Raw genomic sequence first — 17,795 nt, 5'->3', positions numbered from 1 at the left:
GGCCGACCAATGCGTTATCTCATCACCGGAACCGCCGGGTTCATCGGCTTCCATCTTGCAAAGCGCCTGCTCGACGAAGGCCACTTCGTCGTCGGTTTCGACGGCATGACGCCTTATTACGACGTCAAGCTCAAGGAGAAGCGCACGGCCATCCTGGCACGCTCCAACGGCTTCAAAGCCGTCACCGGCATGCTGGAAGACAAGGCCGCGCTGGATCACGCCGCAGAGCTGGCGGAACCTGACGTCATCGTCCACCTCGCGGCCCAGGCCGGCGTTCGCTACAGCCTCGAAAATCCGCGCTCTTACGTCGATTCCAACGTCACCGGCTCGTTCAACGTCCTGGAACTGGCGAGAAACCTGCAGCCGAAACACCTGCTGCTCGCCTCCACCTCCTCCGTCTACGGCGCCAACGAGAAGATTCCCTTCGCCGAAAGCGACAAGGCCGACGAGCAGATGACGATCTACGCGGCGACCAAGAAGAGCATGGAGCTGATGGCGCATAGCTACGCCCATCTCTTTCACGTGCCCACGACCGCCTTCCGTTTCTTCACCGTCTACGGCCCCTGGGGTCGCCCGGACATGGCGCTGTTCAAGTTCGTCGACGCTATCAGGAACGACAGGCCGATCGAGATCTACGGCGAAGGCAAGATGAGCCGCGATTTCACCTATATCGACGATCTCGTCGAAGGTATCATCAGGCTGATCGACGTCATTCCATCGGAAGAAAACCGGGTCGTATCGGATACGATCACCGATACGCTGTCGAAGAACGCCCCCTTCCGCGTCGTCAATATCGGCGGCGGCCAGCCCGTAGGGTTGATGACGTTCGTCGAGACCATCGAGACCATGCTCGGCAAGAAGGCGATCCGCCAGATGCTGCCGATGCAGCCCGGCGACGTGCACAATACCTATGCCGTTCCGGACTTGCTGGTGGCGTTGACCGGCTTCAAGCCGCAGATCGAAGTCGACGAGGGCGTGCGCCGCTTCGTCGAGTGGTATCAGGAAAATTATTGAGGAAAACGACTATCCGGCCGGGTGATAGGCTCGGTCGAAATAGATAAGTCCCTGCCCGCCGTCACGGAGGCGGATAGCATCGACTTCACACATCAGAATGTCGTGCGTTCCGCCATCGGCCTGGCGCACGATGCGGCAGTCGAACGAGACGAGCGCATCCTCCAGTACGGGCGCGCCAGTGGCCAATTCTGACCATGCAGCGGCCGCAAAGCGCTCCTCGACCGGCGTTTTGCCGCCGAAAAGGCGCGAAAGATCCTGATGTGCCTCGGATAGGACGTTGACGCAGAGCACCCCATTCTCAGTCACCGCCGGATGCACTGAAGCACCACGATTGAGGCAGACGAGCAAGGTCGGCGGGCTGTCGGTGACGCTGCAGACGGCGGTCGCGGCAAAACCAGCCAGTCCGGCAGGGCCGTTGGTCGTGACGATGTTAACCGCTGCGGCCATTCGCGCCATGGCGTTGCGAAATTCGGCTCGCACAGCATCGGGATCGGCAACAGGCACCGCATTCTCGATCGCCACGGACGTTTTCATGTTCATTCCCACTATCCCCACAACTCGCGCCGGATGATCCAACGTATCGGGTCGAGGCGCTTATCTCAAGCAACGGCGTTTCACGGAAGCGGCATCCAATAAGCAATTAGTTTTCTATAAAATCTATCAACAATAGGAAAAGCAATCCCTCCCGCTGACATCCAGGGTATTTCCGCCTGTTACATGCAAGCGGAATGCCAAAACTTGCGGCTTGCGATGGCCGTGCATTGCAAGTGCACGCAAAAAGGCAGCGGCACGCCCGCAAATTGATGCTTTCCACCGCCATCATCCTTACCGTATCCGTTTAGCCACAAGATGCAGACGAGAGGATATGGCAAATGGCAAAGCCCTTTTATTGGAACGAACTCAATACCTATGATTTCGCCGGCCTCTCGCCCGATACCACGATCGCCATCCTGCCGATCGCCTCGACTGAACAGCATGGCCCGCATCTGCCGATTGCGACTGATGTCGCGATCGCCGAGGGCATGCTGGCGGAATTGAAGGTTCAGCGCCCCGACGATCTGGATTTCCTTGTGCTGCCGACGCAGGAAATCGGCAAGGCCAACGAACATATCTACGGGCCCGGCACGCTGTCGCTCGGCGCGGAGCTGCTGATCCCGGTCTGGACCGCAATTGGCGCGAAAGTCGCCGAAGCCGGCATTCGCAAGCTGGTGATCGTCAATTCCCATGGCGGCAATCTCGATATCATGGGCATTGTCGCGCGCGAGCTGCGCGTGCGCCATCAGATGGCCGTCGTCGCCACCCAATGGACGCGCTTCGGCACGCCAGGTGGCATGATCGACGAGCATGAACAGCGTTTCGGCATCCACGGCGGCGATGTCGAAACCTCGCTCATGCTGCATTTCCGGCCCGAACTCGTGCGGATGGACAAGGCTGAGAATTTCGCCTCCAAGGCGGAATGGATGAAGGAACATTCCAAATATCTGCAGCCGTTGCCGCCGCATTCGCTTGCCTGGATCGCGCACGACCTCAACCCGAACGGCGTCGTCGGCAATGCCGCCAACGGCACGGCGGAAAAGGGCGCGCTCATCTGCCGGCATCAGATCGCAGGCTTCATCGAGATGCTGCGCGATCTTCGCGACTATCCGCTCTCCAACCTTTATTCGAAATAAGCATCCGCGCGGCGGCGTTCCGAGGGCAGGATGATATGCCCCTTCGCCTGCAATTCCTCGACCATTCCGGCCAGTTCGGCGAGCAGATATTCGACGAACAGGCTGGTTGCGGCATCGAGCGGCGCACGCGTTCGGGCAAAGAGCTTCATGGGCTGAGACCGTGAATGTGGTTCGGCAATCGGCCGGAACACCAGTTCGCCGCGCCGACAATCGGTGATGACGTCGAGAGGATTGAGCAGCGTCAGCCCTGCCCCGCACTTGACCAATTGCTTCAGCATTTCCGATGCATTGCTCTCCAGCACCGGCTCGACCTGCACGGCGAGACGCGCCAGCGTCAGATTGATAACGTCCCTGAGGCTGGTGCCCGGCTGCGCCAGCAGCAAGCGCTCCTCCACGACATCAGCGAGGTTGATCGGCCCCGGCCCGATCAGGGGATGGCCGGGCGGCAGCACGACGCCGATCGGAATGTCGAAATTGCCGAGCGAGCGGATGCCGGGCGTCGCCGGTATGTTGAAGCCGAGGCCGATATCGACTTCGCCCGAAAGCACCGGCGCCATTGTCGTCGAGCCGGAATCGTTGCGCAGCTGAATGAAGACGCGCGGATGCTCGGCGAGAAAGCGCGCGATGATCTCTGGCAACGGCCCTGACGCCAGTCCGACCGTCGCCACGATCCGGACCTTGCCTGCCTGCTGCATCTTGAGGCTGCGGATGCGTCCCTCCAGCCGCTCGTAGTTCTTCAACACGTCGCGAATGTGCTCGATGCAGAGCTCGCCGGCCGCCGTCAGCCGCAGGCCGCGCGGCAGGCGTTCGAAGAGTGGAGCGCCCATTTCTTCCTCCAGCGCCAGAATCTGCCGGTTGATCGCCGATGAAGCGACGTTGAGCCGTGCCGCTGCTTTGCGGATCGAGCCACAGCGGGCGATTTCGTTGATGTAAAGAAGCCGTCTCGAGTGCAGCATGCGCATCCCCATTGCATAAATTTTGCCCAGGCCGCACAATTTAGGCACAGACCCAGGGACAGATGCCTAAAAGGCATCAATGCGCACGAATTTTGATGCTTTTCAAAGCGCAACGCAACCGCTCAAATGCAGAAAATGGGCGTCACTGGCGGCGTCCCATGGCAGATAAGGGGAACAGTCAGCCATGTTTAGGGCATTGAAGACAAAAGCATTTCTCGCCGTCATCGGCCTATCGGCCGCCATCGCCGCTGCAGAGCCCGCAAATGCTCTCGACAAAGTCACCTACGGCACCAACTGGCTCGCCCAGGCGGAACATGGCGGCTTCTATCAAGCCGTCGCCGACGGGACCTACAAGAAATACGGTCTAGACGTGACGATCGTCCAGGGCGGCCCCAATGCCGCCAACTCGGCGCTGCTGATTTCCGGCAAGATCGATTTCTACATGGGCGGACCACAGCAGGAAATCGACGCGGTGAAGCAGGGCATCCCGGTCGTCGACGTCGCCGCGATCTTCCAGAAGGATCCGCAGGTGCTGATCGCCCATCCGGATGCCGGTGTCGAGAAGTTCGAGGATCTTGCCAAGCTGCCGACGCTGTTCATGAGCAAGGACGGCTACATCACCTATTTCGAATGGATGAAGGCGAACTATTCCGGCTTCAAGGACGAGCAGTTCAAGCCTTACAACTTCAGCCCGGCGCCGTTCCTGGCCGACAAGCAGTCCGCCCAGCAGGGATATCTGACCTCCGAGCCCTATGAGATCGAAAAGCAGACCGGCTGGAAGCCGAAAGTCTTCCTGATCGCCGACGCCGGCTATTCGCCCTATTCGACGATGATCACGACCCAGACCTCCTTGGTTCAGAAAAACCCCGATCTGGTGCAGCGCTTCGTCAACGCCTCGATCGAGGGCTGGTACAACTATCTCTACGGTGACAACAAGGCGGCCAACGATCTGATCAAGAAGGACAATCCCGACATGACGGACGGCCAGATCGCCTATTCCATCGCCAAGATGAAGGAATACGGCATTGTCGAGTCCGGTGAAGCGCTCGACAAGGGCATCGGCTGCATTACCGATGCGCACTACAAGAAGTTTTTCGACGAGATGGTGCAGATCAAGGTCTTCGATGCCGACATCGACTACAAGAAGGCGTTCGATCCGCAATTCGTCTGCAAGGGATTTGGAATGGCCCTGAAGAAGTAAGTTTTAGCACCTCCCCCTTGAGAGGGGGGAGGTCGCCGCAAAGCGGCGGGTGGGCTTGACGCTCCGAGATTCCGAAGGATCACCCCACCCCGGAGCCTTGCTCCGACACTCCCCTCAAGGGGAGGGTGGATCAACAAAGAGCCGAACCATGACCCTGTCTGAAGCCACTACGATTACCAAACCAGAGACCCGCAAGCGGCCGCTTGTTGTCATGGAGCAGGTCTCCAAAGTCTTCTCCAACGGCACGCTGGCGCTTTCCGGCATGTCGATCAACGTGGAGAGCGGCGAGTTCATCAGCCTGCTCGGCCCCTCCGGTTGCGGCAAGTCGACGGCGTTGCGCATTATCGCCGGCCTCGGCGGCGCCTCAGGCGGCAGGATCGACTGGCCGAGTTCGCGCATCAACGCCAAGGGTCTTCCGGACGGCGATATCAGCTTCGTTTTCCAGGAACCGACGCTTCTCCCCTGGAAAACGGTCTTCGGCAATGTCCATCTGCCCTTGAAGCTGCGGGGGGTTTCGAAGGCGGCGGCGTATGAGCAGATCATGGAGACTTTGGCGACGGTCGGCCTTCAGGATTTCGCCGAGGCCTATCCGCGCGAATTATCCGGCGGCATGAAAATGCGTGTCTCGATCGCCCGCGCTCTGATCACCAAGCCGAAGCTGCTGCTGATGGACGAACCCTTTGCTGCGCTCGACGAGATCACCCGCCAGAAGCTCAATGATGACGTCCTGCGCCTCTGGCAGACAACGGGTATCACCGTCATCTTCGTCACCCACTCCGTTTATGAATCCGCCTATCTCTCCAACCGCATCGTCGTCATGAAGGCCCGTCCCGGCCGTGTCCACACGGATTTCCCACTGGTGACCAGCGGCGAGCGCGACCCTCTCTACAGGTCATCGGAAGAGTACCGGCAGGTTTGCGAGAAAGTCTCCCTCTCCCTGATCGAGGCCATCGGCTGGCCGGAGGCCCATTGATGAGCGACAGCACCAGCCTGCCCGCCGATCTTTCCACCAACGCCTCCGAGGCACCGCCTGCGCCGGCAATCAGGAAAAGGAACGCTGAGCGCCTCCTCGGCGTCACCGTGCCGGTGCTGACCGTCGTCGTCCTGGTCGCCCTCTGGCAGCTCCTCGTCGTCGGCGCCGACATCCCGCAATATATCCTGCCGAGCCCGATCGCCGTCGCCAAGGCGCTCGTCTCCGACTGGGGCATCCTGTGGCCGGCATTGTGGGTGACCACCCAGATCACCTTCATATCGCTGGTGCTGGCGCTCATCGGCGGCGTCGGCTTTGCCATCTTCCTCGTGCAGTCGCGCTGGATCGAGCTCGCCTTCTATCCGCTGGCGGTCATCCTGCAGGTCACGCCGATCGTGGCGATCGCGCCGCTGATCCTGATCTACGCGCCGACCCGCGAGTCGGCGCTGCTGATCTGCGGTTTCCTCGTCGCCTTCTTCCCGATCCTGTCCAACATGGTGCAAGGGCTGAAGAGCGTCGATCACAATCTGCTCAATCTCTTCGATCTCTATGGGGCCTCGCGCTGGCAGGCCTTGCTGCATCTGAAGCTGCCGGCCGCCCAGCCCTATTTCATGACGGGACTCCGGATCGGTGGCGGCCTGTCGCTCATCGCATCCGTCGTCGCGGAATTTGCCGCCGGCTCCGGCGGTCCCAATTCCGGCCTGGCTTTTCGCCTGCTCGAAGCGCAATACCGCCAGAACATGCCGCGCCTCTTTGCAGCCTTGCTGCTGTTGTCGGCGCTCGGCGTCGCCATCTTCGCCTTCACCTCCTTCATCTCATGGCTGAGCCTGCATCGCTGGCATGAGAGCAGCCTCAAGCGGGAGAACTGATGTCCCACGCCTTCATGTCGCCGCCGAATGCCGCCCGCTTCGTGCTGAGCAACGCCACCGTTCCCGCCGTGACGCTGTCCGGCTTTCGAGCACTCGCCAGCGAAGGGCTCGTCAGGGCCGATATCGTCGTCGCGGACGGCCTGATCAAGGATATCCTGCCGGCCGGCACCGCGCCGGCTGAATATGCCAAGGTCGATATGAAGGAAGGCATGATCTGGCCGACCTTCGTCGACATGCACACCCATCTCGACAAGGGCCATATATGGGAGCGACGCTCCAATCCGGACGGCAGCTTCATGGGCGCGCTCGATGCCGTGCGCTCCGACCGGGAAGCCAACTGGTCGGCCGACGATGTGCGCAAGCGCATGGAGTTCTCGCTGCGCTCAGCCTACGCCCACGGCACCGGCCTGATCCGCACCCACCTGGATTCGCTGGCGCCTCAGCACCGCATTTCCTTGGAGGTCTTCACGTCGGTCCGCGAGGCCTGGAAAGACAGGATCGCGCTGCAGGCCGTCGCCCTCTTCCCGCTCGACAGCATGGTGGACGATGCCTTCTTCGCGGATCTGCTCGGCGTCGTGCGCGATGCGGGCGGCCTGATGGGCGGCGTCACGCAGATGAACCCGGACATCGATGCGCAGCTCGACAAGTTGATCCGCGCCTCTGCCGACAACGGCCTCGACATCGATCTGCATGTCGACGAGACCGAGGACAGAGAGGTGCTGACGCTGAAGGCGATTGCCGAAGCCGTGCTCCGCAATGGCTTCACCGGCAAGGTCACCGCCGGGCATTGCTGCTCGCTCGCCCGCCAGGACGAGGATGTGGCCCGCGCCACCATCGATCTCGTCGCCAAGGCCGGGATTTCCATCGTCTCCCTGCCGATGTGCAACATGTATCTCCAGGACCGCCATGTGGGTCGCACACCGCGCTGGCGTGGCGTCACCCTGCTGCACGAGCTTGCCGCGGCCGGCGTACCCACAGCCGTCTCCTCCGACAATACCCGCGATCCCTTCTATGCCTATGGCGATCTCGACCCTGTTGAGGTGTTCCGGGAAGCCGTGCGCATCCTGCATCTCGACCATCCGCTGGACACGGCCGCGCGCGTCGTCACCACCTCTCCCGCCTGCATCCTTGGTCGCCCGGACATCGGCCGCATCGCCGTCGGCGGTCCTGCCGACCTCGTCCTCTTCAGCGCCCGGCGCTGGAGCGAATTCCTCTCCCGCCCACAGTCCGACCGCGTCGTCCTTCGCAAGGGCAAGGTGATCGACCGGAGCCTGCCGGACTATCGTGAACTCGACAGCGTCATTGGAGCGTAAAATGCCGGATTATCAGCGCATCAAGAAGGAACTCGAAGGCATCGCCGTCGAAGACAATCCGGCGCTCGTGCGCCAGAAGAGCCGCGACTTCTATTGGTATTCGCCGATCCTGAAAGCGCAGCTCGACAATGTCACCGCCGACCTCGTCGTCACGCCGAAGACCGAGGAAGAGGTGATCCGCACGCTGAAGGTCGCCTATGCGCATGACGTGCCCGTAACGCCGCGCGGCGCCGGCACCGGCAATTACGGCCAGGCTATGCCGCTCTCCGGCGGCATCGTGCTCAACCTTGCGGCCATGAACAAGGTCAGGGAGATCCATCCCGGCCGCGTCATCTGCGAACCCGGCATCGTCATTGCCGAACTCGACCGCCAGACCAAGGCCCATTCCGGCCAAGAGCTGCGCTTCCACCCCTCGACCGCACAGACGGCGACGATCGGCGGCTTCATCGCCGGCGGCTCCGGCGGCGTCGGCTCCATCACCTGGGGCGGGCTACGCGATCTCGGCAATATCCTGCGCCTGCGCGTCGTCACCATGGAAGCAGAACCGCGCGTTCTCGACCTGACCGGTTGGGATTTGACCAAGGTCAGCCATGCCTATGGCACCAACGGCATCATCACCGAGATCGAAATGCCGCTGGCGCCCGCCTATGACTGGGTGGACGTGCTGGTCGGCTATGACGACTTCATGTCTGCCGTGCGCTTCTCCGATGCTCTCGCCAAGTGCAACGGCATACTGGTCAAGGAAATCGCACCGATCGCAGCACCCATCCCGCACGAATACTTCACCCGCCACAAGCCCTATATCCGCGAGGGACAGTCGGTCGTGGCGTTGATGATCGCGCCGCATTCGATGGATCCCTTCGTCGCCTTCGCCAGCCAGCAGAAGGGTGAGATCACCTTCCGCTCCGACAAGGTGGAGAGCATGAAGGGCATCCCGCACGCCTATGAACTCGCCTGGAACCATACGACGCTACGCGCCATCAAGGTCGATCCGTCGATCACCTACCTGCAGGTGCAGTATCCGGGACCGGACCATGTCGCCAAGGTGCAGAAGATGGTGGAAATCTTCGGTGACGAGGTGCCCGGCCATCTCGAATTCATCAAGTTCGACGGCCAGATCCAGTGCTCCGGTCTGCCGCTGGTGCGCTACACCTCCGAAGCCCGGCTCGAGGAGATCATCAAGATCCATCAGGATCACGGCTGCCCGATCTTCAATCCGCACCGCTATACGCTGGAGGAAGGCGGTATGAAGCAGACGGACGCCGTCCAGCTCGCCTTCAAGCGGGAAACCGACCCGAAAGGCCTGCTCAACCCCGGCAAGATGATCGCCTGGGACGATCCGAATTTCGACTTCAAGTCAGGCAAGAACTACCTCTTCCCCGGCCTTGCGGCGCTGATGGAGGCCTCATGAAGGTTCTCGTCCTTCATTCGCATCCGGTGGAGGAAAGCTTCGGTGCGGCGCTGCACCGGCAAACCATCGAGAGCCTGAAGACCGCCGGCCACGACGTCGATGACTGCAACCTCTATGCCGAGGGCTTCGATCCCGTGCTGTCTCGCCGCGATCGCATGATCTATCACGACTATCCCGACAATACCGAGGTGGTGAAGCCCTACGTCGAACGGCTGGAGCGCGCAGAAGCGCTTGTCATCGTCACGCCGGTCTGGAACTTCGGCTTTCCGGCCATTCTGAAAGGCTATTTCGACCGCGTCTGGCTCCCCGGCGTCTCCTTCGAGCTCGTCGACGGCAAGGTGCGCTCCAAGCTGCAGCATATCCGCAAGCTCGGCGCGGTGCTCACCTATGGCGCCGATCCCTTCCGCGCCTTCATCGCCGGCAATCCGCCGAAGAAGATCGTCAAGCGTGTCCTGCGGGCGCAGATCAAGCCCTTTGCCCCGGTCGTCTTCCTCGCCCACTACGACATGAACCGCTCGACCGACGAGACGAGAGGGCGGTTCCTTGAAAAGGTGAAGCAGGAAATGGGGCGGTTCTGACGCTCCAGCCTCAGGTCCGGGTCGAGATCAGCAGGAACATCGGCCGCTCGCGCTCGATCGCCCACTCCGGATGCAAGGCAAGTTCCGCATCGCTCGGCGACCACTCCTCGACATGCGCAATAGTGAAGCCCGACTTTATCAGCAGGTTGAGCGTCGTGCCCATGGTGCGATGCTGCTTGACAACGCCTTCGGCGAGCCAGTTCGTCACCCTCGGCCCCTCGATCTGATAGGCATTCAGCGGCCAGACCTTGCCGCCATCCGCGCCGACCAGCCATTCCGGCTGCCGCGGCGCCATGTAGATCGGATGTTCGATGGAAAAGATCAGCCGTCCGCCCGGCTTCAACGCCTGGCGGATATTGATCAGAAGCCCGGCGAAATCCTTGATATAGTGGAAGGCGAGCGAGCTGTAGACGAGATCGAAGCCGCCGGCCGGAAGCTGCAGCCTTTCCAGATCCGCCTTGTCGTAGCGAATGCGGGCATCCGTCGTCTCGGCGCGGGCACGCGCAAGCATGTTGTCCGACACATCGAGCCCCAGCACGCCGGCGGCGCCGTGCTCGGCCGCCCATCGGCAGAACCATCCGAAGCCGCAACCGAGATCGACGACATCGAGGGCATGCAGATCCGGCAGCAAGGCGCGAATAGCCGGCCACTCCGCAGCCCCAGCCAGCCCGTCGACCGAACGCTGAAGCCGGCTATAACCTTCGAAAAAGCCTGGATCGTCGTAGATATTCTGGGTCACGCCAGTCTCCTGAAGATCGGCAGGTTCGATCCGACAGCGCCAACACCGGAGTCGGAAGCGCTGAGGTTACATCACCTTCGCTGCCGTGACCTCGACCTCTACCAGAAACTCTGATCGGGTAAACCCGCCGACGATCAGCAGCGTCGAAACCGGCTTCGGATCCAGCGTATAGCGGTCGCGCACGGCCATATAGGCGGGGAAATCCTCGCGTGTGGTGACGAAACCGGCGATGCGGATGACGTCGGCGAAGCTCATGCCTGCATCGTCGAGAATGGCCTTGATTGCCCGGAAACACATCTCGGCCTGAGAGGTAACGTCATGCGGGATTCGGTCATCGAGGCCGATGCCGAGCTGGCCGGATGTGACAAGAAGACTGGCGCCCGGCGGCACCAGCAGGCCGTGATTGTAATTGCCGAAGGGGCGTCGGACAGACGGTGGGTTGAATACCTTCTTCATCGATAGCGATTCCTCGTGATCGGACCGATTTCAGCATTTTGAGGCCAAGCCGACAAGCCGTTCAATGCGCTTGTGCTGAAGTAACCACCCGATTTCGACGGACCTCCAACAGGATATGACCGAAGAGTGCAGCCAGCACGATCGGGCCGCCGATCAACGTCGCCGTCGACGGGCGCTCGGCAAAGGCCATCCAGACCCAGAGCGGCGTCAGCGGCACTTCGAGCGCCGTCAGCAGGGCGGCATCCGAGGCCGGAACCAGCCGCGAGCCGAATGTGTAAAGGCTGAGGCCCATTGCATTCTGAATGATGCCAAAAGCGATGATCAGGCCGAGATCCTGTCCCGACAGCGCAAGCGGCGAAGCGAACCAGAAAGTAATGAAGGAGCACAGCCAGGCCGACAAAGCCATGGCCGGCAGCATCGGCACATTGCGATGCTGACGCATGACAACGGCGAGACCGGCGACCGTCAGTGTCATGACGCCGGCGAGAACCTTGCCGAGCCAGCTGCCCCCGTCGCTCGCATGTCCCGAAAGCATGACGAGGACGCCGATGAAGGCGATGCCGCTGGCAACCAGCGTCCGCATGTTCGGACGCTCGCCGATGAAGAGAAAGGCAACGCCCGCGGTAACAAAGGGCACGGTCGCGTAGATGACCATGGCATCGGCGACCGAGGTATAATAGATCGAGCCGATACCGCTTATCATGGACGCCGTGGAAAAGATCGTCGCCGCCAGCGAAGGGCCGCGCATAGAGCGCAGGATGCGCCAGGCGTTGCGGCGTTCGATGTAGAAAAACAGCGTGAATACGCCCAGGCCTGAGACTATTCCACGACAGAAGAGGATGGTCATGAAGTCCGCATGGATCGCCCGCACGAAGAGACCGGAGGTCGACCATGCCAGCGCCGAAAGCGCCACATAGGTCACGCCCAGCCTGTATTGCTGCTGTTCCGCCAGCGTCACCATCAACTCCCCCGTCCCTTAGCGGCAGATCATTAGCGAGCGGCGATGATACCCACAAGCAAAGCTTGCGCCGCTCCATGTCGCGGATGCCGGAAGATTGTGAGGGTTGCAGGAAGGCCACGCCAGGTCCCGTCAGTTGAGTGGCGGATGGTCGATGTCGTCTTGAACACGGACCCGATCACATTCATCTTGCAGATATTCTCTGCCGCTTTACGGTCCGCATGGGTTTCGGTTCAGGGAGAATCAATTGCGCTTGCTGTCAGCCACCTTGTTCGCATGCGGCTGCGTCAGCCTGACCGATGGTCCTCTTTGGCCGCCGGCGCAGACCTATGTCGATACGACGGTGCAATGCAGCCAGAGCAGCAATCCGGCCCGTTGCCAATACACGCGCGATACGTGGAAGGCCGACTATGACGAGGCCATTGCGGGCGGATATCGAGCCCAGAAACATGTCGCATTGTGCCTGAGTACCGGCTGCGATGAGGCGATTCAGCCCGACAAGATGCTCGGCTGCGCCTGGCGCATCGTCATTGCCGATGCGAGACATGCTGAGGCCGACAGCACCGATGCGATGAATCTCGACCGTTTCTGTGGAACCGATTATATCGACGAGAACGGAAAACTTGCGGCCGCATCCCAGGCGAAGGCAATGCTGCGCCTGATCGGAAAATAGCCGGCCGCAGAGCGGCCGGGGGTCTCATTCAAACTCACGCGTAAGGCGTGAGGAAGGCGCGGATCGCCTCGATCTCGTTCGGCCTGATGTCGTGGCCGCCGGGATGCCATTCGAGCGTCGTCTCAGCCTCCTGCCGCGCGAAGTAATCGGCCAGAGCCTTGGTCACGGGCGCAGGCGAGATCGGATCCCGCTCGCCTGCGGTGATCAGCACACGCCTGCCCTCCAGCCGGGCATTATCCTTCGGCTGGAACGGAATCAGCGGATGCATGAGCACGGCCGCGTCGAAAAGATCGCCATGCTCGATCAGCACGTTGGCGAGGATATTGGCCCCGTTGGAGAAACCGAGACCAAGCACCTGCGACGCGCCGTATTCGGCCGCAAGGCCCGAGACATAGGCCGCCATCTTGTCCGTTGCCCGAGCAAGGTCCGCCATATCGTAGACACCCTCGCCCGTCCGGCGGAAGAAGCGCGCCGCACCATGTTCCGAGACATCGCCGCGCGGCGACACGATGGTCGCCTCGGGCAGCAAGCGGGCACCGAAATCGAAGAACTGGTTCTCGTCACCGCCAGTGCCGTGAAAGGTGAAAAGAATGGGTTTTCCGGGTGCACCGGCCTTCAGCCGGTGCACATAGGTCGTATCCGTCATGATCCTCTCCCAGTTAGCCTTCCAGCGGTTCGAGGTGCTGCTCGATCAAGGCGCGCAGATGCGCATGCTGCTCAGGCAGTTTCAGTGCCTCGCCGAGATGGGCCGTATCCTCGTCACGGTTGAAGCCGGGTTCGTTGGTGGCGACTTCGAACAGCACGCCGCCCGGCGTGCGGAAATAGATCGCCCAGAAGTAGTCACGGTCGATAACAGGCGTGACCTGGTACCCCGTATCCATCAGCGCCTTGCGCACCTCAAGCTGCTTTGCGCGGTTCTCGACGGCAAAGGCGACATGGTGGACGGAACCCGCGCCCGGAAGCGCACGGTTGATATTCGGCATGGTTTCAAGGTCGACATAGTCGGCACCGTTGCCGCCAGGCATGGCGAGGCGCTTGACGCCCTCATGCGTATCGACGACCTCGTAACCCATATATTTCAACAGTTCGGCCGTGGCGCCCTCGTCCCGCAGCCGCATGGCGACGGAATGGAAACCCCTGATGGCATGCTCGGCATCGACCCCGCCATGGGTCCAGGGCTGACGGCTGTCATCCTTGACTTCGACGAGAGCGAAGCCATCGCCATCCGGGCCGGCGAAATGCAGGCGCTTCTGACCGAAGGATTCGTCGGCTTTCAAGCCTTCGACACCCTGCTTGCCCAGCCGGTCGGTCCAATAGCCGATCGCACCTTCCGGAACGGAGAAGACGGTGTTGCCGACTTCGCCGGTGCCTGGGCGACCCTGTGCCATCTTCGGGAACGGAAAGTAGGTCATGATCGTGCCGGGCGCGCCGGTCTCGTCACCATAGTAGAGGTGATAGACATCGGGCGCATCGAAATTGACCGTTTTCTTAACGCGGCGCAGGCCGAGCGTATCGGTGAAGAACTTGTTGTTGGTCCGGGCGTCTCCAGCCATCGAAGTAACGTGGTGAAGACCTTTGATCTGATTGAGCATCTCTAACCCCTTGTCTCGCCTGCGACGGCAGGCGTTTCTCATGGGCAGAAGATGGTCCGGGAAGCCCTGTTTCGATAGCCCCCAAGTGCCAAACGGATTGTCTTCAATTGTTGAACGACGGATAGAGGTCGTTCAATATGAGCTTAGCTATTGCCCGGATTGCTCGGCAGCGCCCAATCGATCGGCTCTCGACCATTCTCAGCCAGATAGGCATTGGCCTTGGAAAAATGCCGGCAGCCGAGGAAACCGTTATGGGCAGACAGCGGCGATGGGTGGGCTGCCTTCAGCACCAGATGGCGTTCGGTATCGACAAAGGCCGCCTTCTTCTGTGCATAGGAGCCCCAGAGCATGAAGACGACGCCATCGCATTCGTCGTTGACCTTGCGGATCACGGCATCGGTAAAGCGCTCCCAGCCCTTGCCCTGATGCGAGGCGGCCTGCGATTCCTCGACCGTCAGCACGCTGTTGAGCAGCAACACGCCCTGCTTCGCCCAGCTTTCCAGAAAGCCGTGCCGCGCTGGCGGAATGCCGAGATCGGTCTCGAGCTCCTTGTAGATATTGACAAGCGACGGCGGAATGCGCACGCCGGGGCGAACGCTGAAGCAGAGCCCATGCGCCTGACCGCTGCCGTGATAGGGGTCCTGCCCGAGAATGACGACCTGCACCTCATCGAGCGGCGTCAGATCCAGCGCCCGGAAATACTCGCTGCCGCGCGGAAAGATCACCTTGCCACGCTGCTTCTCCTCGACAAGAAAGGATTTGAGCTGCTGCATGTAGGGGCTTTCGAATTCCGGAGACAGCGCCTCTTTCCAGCTTTCCTCCAGCTTGATACCCGCTTCCGCCATCGTCTCTCGCCTCCGTCTGTTGTCAGCATGCCGATTGAGGATGAAAGCGAGGGCGTGTCAAGAAAATGGCGGATGCTGCGATGGGGAGATCACAGTTTTCAGGGCGCATGCACGGAAGCCTTTCATTCGAGGTTCCGCATTTCGGTATCCATCCAGCCGCAGAATTGCCGGACTGCTCTCGATTCCGAGCGGCGCTGGTAACGATATGTTCCGGTCTCCACTGGCTCATATCCGGGTAGCGTGACCAACGCGCCCGACTTCGTTTCCCTGCCTGTCAGAATTGTCGGCGCGAGTAACATCCCAAGACCGGCAACACAGGCATGAAGAGCAGCGTCGTCCGTGTCGAATGCATGGGCGAGAGAAAGGTCTGCTGGCGAAATATCAAACGTCTCGCACCAGAGCTTCCAGTCCCAGTTTCCCACACAGCATTGAAGAGCCGGTATGTCCGGAACGGCAATCTCCTGACTGGCATCCCTTGCCAGCAGGCTCGGAGAAACAACCGGGCGGCGCAAGTCGCGAGCAAGGAATTCCCATCCCTCGGCCGCCTCACCTATCCGGAAATGACGGATGCTGACGTCAGAGTCCGGGACGGTTGGAAAACCTCGCGCAGAACTCGTTTCCACCCGAACGCGGACCTGTGGGCAGAGGGCGCGAAAACGATCCAGTGACGGGATGAGCCAACGCAGCGCAAGCGACGTCGTCGCGTGGACGCTGATTTCATTTTCGTCGCGATAAAGGGCATCGGCCGAACGCTCGATGAGTCCGATCGCCGGCGCGACCTCCTCATAGAACCGCCGTCCCACGTCGGTCAGTGAAATGGTGTTATTTCCTCGGCGGAAGAAGCCCACCCCAAGCTCGTCTTCGAGTTTTTTGAGTTGGTGGCTTACCGCGCCGGAGGTAACACCGAGTTCAGCGCCCGCGGCCGTCAGACTTCCGGTGCGCGCCACGATTGCGAATACCCTGATGGCGTTGAGAGAGACGCGATGCTTTTCCTGCATGAATTTTCCTCAGGCTCCCCTCAAATTCCTCGTTTGAGCATCACGCGAAAATCTAGCACAAGCGAAGGCGAAAAGGCTCCCAGGAAAATGAGATGTGCTCACGCCAATCACACAGATACCAAAGCCGTCGCATGGGTAGTCGCTGGGGCAGCATTATTTTCTTTAGGCCTCACATCGACAAAATCTGCTGACGGAAGCACCGGTCCTTCGTCGTTTCCTTGACAGAAACAAAAGCTACTCGCACTCAGAGGTCTTTAATGACTCCCCTTCGACATCACGGCCGCGATTTGATCGCGCTTTCCGCGCCAGTTGCAGGGATGCCGTTCCGCTCGCCCACAGCCCGGGCCGTTGCCGCCCTGTCGCTGACCCAGTTCATTGGCTGGGGCGCCACGTTCTGGTTGCCCGCTGTCACAGGACCTGCCATGGCCGGCGAACTGGGCATGGCCCTGCCCATGGTCATGGCGGGACCGACAGTGATGCTCGTCGTGATGGCCATGGTGTCCTGGCCGCTGAGCGCCATCTTAGAGCGGCACGGCGCCCGCCCGATTATGGTTTGGGGGTCGCTTCTGGGCGCAGCCGGTCTGCTGGTCATGGGCTTGGCCAATGGTCCGGCACCCTATGTCCTGTCGTGGATCATTCTCGGGCTCGCCGGTGCCAGCATGTTAACGACACCGGCGCAGATCGCGGTGACCGAGATCGCCGGCGAGAAAGCGCGCCAGGCGCTCGGCGTGCTGATACTTGCCGGTGGGCTGACATCAACCATCGTCTGGCCGCTGACAGGCCTTCTGCAAGCTCAATGGGGATGGCGCACGACGACGCTGGTCTATGCCGCCCTCATGCTCCTTGTCTGCATGCCACTGCATTGGACCATGCTTGCGCACCGCCCCACGGAAAAATCGGCTGCGAAGGCGACGACCGAGCCTGCTTCCATCGACAGGCCGAGATTCGTCCTGCTGGCCGCAAGCTTTGCCGCCAACGGCTTCGTAACCTGGGGATTTGCCCTCACCATCATCATTCTGTTCGAGGCTGCGGGGCTCGATCACGCCAGTGCGCTGGCGGCCGCAGCCTTCATCGGTATTGCTCGATGGGCGGGGCGCATGATCGACGTCCTCGGCGGCCGGCGATGGTCAGGCTTCGTCACCGGTGTTGCCGCCTCTGCCCTGTTTCCGCTGAGCTTCATCGTTCTTCTCCTAACCAACAATTTCATCGGCGCCATGCTTTTCGCCACGCTTTATGGAATTGCCAGTGGTATCACCGCCGTCACCCGAGCGACGCTGCCGCTCCAGATTTTCCCCGCCGGCGCCTATGCTCGCGCATCGGCACAGCTGGCCGTGCCGCTCAATCTCTCGTTTGCCGTCGCTCCACCCGCGTTCACCGCCATCATGACGTCTGCCGGTCCTCATGCCGCCCTATGGCTGGCCTTTGCGATCTCAATCTTTGCCTTCTGCACGCTTCTTGGCCTTCTGCTGCTACATCGCCGAATGGACCACACAACACAAAGGGCTGAAACCTGATGTCATAGTCTCGGAGCAGGCTGACAGCTTACGACACA

The 17,795-nt window shown here is 61.0% G+C and carries 19 protein-coding genes; 10 read left to right on the top strand and 9 right to left on the bottom strand.

Annotation, left to right across the window (positions count from 1 at the left end):
- Positions 1-9: 9 nt before the first annotated feature.
- Positions 10-1,014 carry an NAD-dependent epimerase gene (locus tag FHT29_RS02710; protein WP_047562385.1) on the top strand — a complete coding sequence of 335 codons (1,005 nt, stop codon included), beginning with the start codon at positions 10-12 and terminating at the stop codon, positions 1,012-1,014.
- Positions 1,015-1,023: 9 nt separating this feature from the next.
- Here FHT29_RS02710 and rutF read toward each other — a convergent pair whose 3' ends face one another.
- The gene (gene rutF / locus FHT29_RS02705; protein WP_080760679.1) at positions 1,024-1,554 is read right to left on the bottom strand and encodes an NADH-dependent FMN reductase RutF; all 531 of its coding nucleotides are present in this window, start codon (positions 1,552-1,554) and stop codon (positions 1,024-1,026) included.
- 332 nt (positions 1,555-1,886) lie between these two features.
- Here rutF and FHT29_RS02700 point away from each other — a divergent pair, with 332 nt between their 5' ends.
- Positions 1,887-2,684 (top strand): creatininase family protein, encoded by a 798-nt coding sequence (locus tag FHT29_RS02700; RefSeq protein ID WP_047562383.1) that lies wholly within the window; start codon positions 1,887-1,889, stop codon positions 2,682-2,684.
- Here the strand turns inward: FHT29_RS02700 and FHT29_RS02695 are convergent.
- Positions 2,672-3,640 carry a LysR substrate-binding domain-containing protein gene (locus FHT29_RS02695; RefSeq protein ID WP_037195451.1) on the bottom strand — a complete coding sequence of 323 codons (969 nt, stop codon included), beginning with the start codon at positions 3,638-3,640 and terminating at the stop codon, positions 2,672-2,674. The genes FHT29_RS02700 and FHT29_RS02695 overlap by 13 nt on opposite strands.
- A 184-nt stretch (positions 3,641-3,824) precedes the next feature.
- Here FHT29_RS02695 and FHT29_RS02690 point away from each other — a divergent pair, with 184 nt between their 5' ends.
- The 6 genes from FHT29_RS02690 to FHT29_RS02665 all read left to right on the top strand — a co-directional run bounded on the left by FHT29_RS02690 (position 3,825) and on the right by FHT29_RS02665 (position 9,982).
- The gene (locus tag FHT29_RS02690; RefSeq protein ID WP_037195258.1) at positions 3,825-4,841 is read left to right on the top strand and encodes an ABC transporter substrate-binding protein; all 1,017 of its coding nucleotides are present in this window, start codon (positions 3,825-3,827) and stop codon (positions 4,839-4,841) included.
- Positions 4,842-4,989: 148 nt separating this feature from the next.
- Positions 4,990-5,814 (top strand): ABC transporter ATP-binding protein, encoded by an 825-nt coding sequence (locus FHT29_RS02685; protein WP_047562381.1) that lies wholly within the window; start codon positions 4,990-4,992, stop codon positions 5,812-5,814.
- Positions 5,814-6,680 (top strand): ABC transporter permease, encoded by an 867-nt coding sequence (locus FHT29_RS02680; RefSeq protein WP_037195262.1) that lies wholly within the window; start codon positions 5,814-5,816, stop codon positions 6,678-6,680. Before FHT29_RS02685 ends, FHT29_RS02680 begins: the two co-directional genes overlap by 1 nt.
- The gene (locus tag FHT29_RS02675) at positions 6,680-7,993 is read left to right on the top strand and encodes a cytosine deaminase (protein ID WP_047562377.1); all 1,314 of its coding nucleotides are present in this window, start codon (positions 6,680-6,682) and stop codon (positions 7,991-7,993) included. Before FHT29_RS02680 ends, FHT29_RS02675 begins: the two co-directional genes overlap by 1 nt.
- Position 7,994: 1 nt before the next feature.
- Complete coding sequence (locus FHT29_RS02670; protein WP_168595463.1) at positions 7,995-9,404, top strand: FAD-binding oxidoreductase; 1,410 nt, start codon at positions 7,995-7,997, stop codon at positions 9,402-9,404.
- Positions 9,401-9,982 (top strand): NAD(P)H-dependent oxidoreductase, encoded by a 582-nt coding sequence (locus FHT29_RS02665; protein ID WP_037195268.1) that lies wholly within the window; start codon positions 9,401-9,403, stop codon positions 9,980-9,982. Before FHT29_RS02670 ends, FHT29_RS02665 begins: the two co-directional genes overlap by 4 nt.
- A gap of 10 nt (positions 9,983-9,992) precedes the next feature.
- Here FHT29_RS02665 and FHT29_RS02660 read toward each other — a convergent pair whose 3' ends face one another.
- The 3 genes from FHT29_RS02660 to FHT29_RS02650 form a co-directional block, all read right to left on the bottom strand.
- Entirely contained in the window at positions 9,993-10,721 is a 729-nt protein-coding gene (locus FHT29_RS02660) for a class I SAM-dependent methyltransferase (protein WP_037195270.1), read from the bottom strand.
- A 66-nt stretch (positions 10,722-10,787) separates the two neighbouring features.
- Positions 10,788-11,177 (bottom strand): RidA family protein, encoded by a 390-nt coding sequence (locus FHT29_RS02655; protein WP_047562373.1) that lies wholly within the window; start codon positions 11,175-11,177, stop codon positions 10,788-10,790.
- A gap of 61 nt (positions 11,178-11,238) precedes the next feature.
- Complete coding sequence (locus FHT29_RS02650; RefSeq protein WP_210255354.1) at positions 11,239-12,138, bottom strand: DMT family transporter; 900 nt, start codon at positions 12,136-12,138, stop codon at positions 11,239-11,241.
- A gap of 244 nt (positions 12,139-12,382) precedes the next feature.
- Between FHT29_RS02650 and FHT29_RS02645 the strand changes: the two genes are divergently transcribed.
- Positions 12,383-12,808 (top strand): hypothetical protein, encoded by a 426-nt coding sequence (locus FHT29_RS02645; RefSeq protein ID WP_047562371.1) that lies wholly within the window; start codon positions 12,383-12,385, stop codon positions 12,806-12,808.
- Positions 12,809-12,842: 34 nt separating this feature from the next.
- Here the strand turns inward: FHT29_RS02645 and FHT29_RS02640 are convergent, their stop codons facing one another.
- The 4 genes from FHT29_RS02640 to FHT29_RS02625 all read right to left on the bottom strand — a co-directional run bounded on the left by FHT29_RS02640 (position 12,843) and on the right by FHT29_RS02625 (position 16,243).
- Positions 12,843-13,454, bottom strand: a complete 612-nt coding sequence (locus FHT29_RS02640) for an alpha/beta hydrolase (protein WP_047562369.1) — start codon at positions 13,452-13,454, stop codon at positions 12,843-12,845.
- Between the two features lie 13 nt (positions 13,455-13,467).
- Positions 13,468-14,400, bottom strand: a complete 933-nt coding sequence (locus FHT29_RS02635) for a VOC family protein (RefSeq protein ID WP_037195278.1) — start codon at positions 14,398-14,400, stop codon at positions 13,468-13,470.
- A gap of 143 nt (positions 14,401-14,543) precedes the next feature.
- Complete coding sequence (gene ung / locus FHT29_RS02630; protein ID WP_047562366.1) at positions 14,544-15,245, bottom strand: uracil-DNA glycosylase; 702 nt, start codon at positions 15,243-15,245, stop codon at positions 14,544-14,546.
- 122 nt (positions 15,246-15,367) lie between these two features.
- Positions 15,368-16,243: a LysR substrate-binding domain-containing protein gene (locus FHT29_RS02625; RefSeq protein ID WP_037195282.1), complete on the bottom strand. Its 876-nt coding sequence runs from the start codon at positions 16,241-16,243 to the stop codon at positions 15,368-15,370.
- Between the two features lie 257 nt (positions 16,244-16,500).
- On the opposite strand from FHT29_RS02625, the gene FHT29_RS02620 reads away from it, so the two are divergent.
- A complete protein-coding gene (locus tag FHT29_RS02620) occupies positions 16,501-17,757 on the top strand; it encodes an MFS transporter (protein ID WP_246702973.1) in 1,257 nt (418 codons plus the stop codon).
- Positions 17,758-17,795 lie beyond the last annotated feature (38 nt).

Origin of the sequence: Rhizobium sp. SG741 (genome assembly GCF_012275435.1) — a bacterium.
Lineage (GTDB): Bacteria > Pseudomonadota > Alphaproteobacteria > Rhizobiales > Rhizobiaceae > Rhizobium > Rhizobium lusitanum.
The sequence above is the reverse complement of the archived record's forward strand: the minus strand, read 5'-3'. Positions and strand labels throughout refer to the sequence as shown.

Bases quoted from the DNA above. Each gene is read 5' to 3' on its own strand.
- FHT29_RS02710 (WP_047562385.1), top strand. From the start codon at position 10: ATGCGTTATCTCATCACCGGAACCGCCGGGTTCATCGGCTTCCATCTT.
- rutF (WP_080760679.1), bottom strand. From the start codon at position 1,554: ATGAACATGAAAACGTCCGTGGCGATCGAGAATGCGGTGCCTGTTGCC.
- FHT29_RS02700 (WP_047562383.1), top strand. From the start codon at position 1,887: ATGGCAAAGCCCTTTTATTGGAACGAACTCAATACCTATGATTTCGCC.
- FHT29_RS02695 (WP_037195451.1), bottom strand. From the start codon at position 3,640: ATGCTGCACTCGAGACGGCTTCTTTACATCAACGAAATCGCCCGCTGT.
- FHT29_RS02690 (WP_037195258.1), top strand. From the start codon at position 3,825: ATGTTTAGGGCATTGAAGACAAAAGCATTTCTCGCCGTCATCGGCCTA.
- FHT29_RS02685 (WP_047562381.1), top strand. From the start codon at position 4,990: ATGACCCTGTCTGAAGCCACTACGATTACCAAACCAGAGACCCGCAAG.
- FHT29_RS02680 (WP_037195262.1), top strand. From the start codon at position 5,814: ATGAGCGACAGCACCAGCCTGCCCGCCGATCTTTCCACCAACGCCTCC.
- FHT29_RS02675 (WP_047562377.1), top strand. From the start codon at position 6,680: ATGTCCCACGCCTTCATGTCGCCGCCGAATGCCGCCCGCTTCGTGCTG.
- FHT29_RS02670 (WP_168595463.1), top strand. From the start codon at position 7,995: ATGCCGGATTATCAGCGCATCAAGAAGGAACTCGAAGGCATCGCCGTC.
- FHT29_RS02665 (WP_037195268.1), top strand. From the start codon at position 9,401: ATGAAGGTTCTCGTCCTTCATTCGCATCCGGTGGAGGAAAGCTTCGGT.
- FHT29_RS02655 (WP_047562373.1), bottom strand. From the start codon at position 11,177: ATGAAGAAGGTATTCAACCCACCGTCTGTCCGACGCCCCTTCGGCAAT.
- FHT29_RS02650 (WP_210255354.1), bottom strand. From the start codon at position 12,138: ATGGTGACGCTGGCGGAACAGCAGCAATACAGGCTGGGCGTGACCTAT.
- FHT29_RS02640 (WP_047562369.1), bottom strand. From the start codon at position 13,454: ATGACGGATACGACCTATGTGCACCGGCTGAAGGCCGGTGCACCCGGA.
- FHT29_RS02635 (WP_037195278.1), bottom strand. From the start codon at position 14,400: ATGCTCAATCAGATCAAAGGTCTTCACCACGTTACTTCGATGGCTGGA.
- ung (WP_047562366.1), bottom strand. From the start codon at position 15,245: ATGGCGGAAGCGGGTATCAAGCTGGAGGAAAGCTGGAAAGAGGCGCTG.
- FHT29_RS02625 (WP_037195282.1), bottom strand. From the start codon at position 16,243: ATGCAGGAAAAGCATCGCGTCTCTCTCAACGCCATCAGGGTATTCGCA.
- FHT29_RS02620 (WP_246702973.1), top strand. From the start codon at position 16,501: ATGACTCCCCTTCGACATCACGGCCGCGATTTGATCGCGCTTTCCGCG.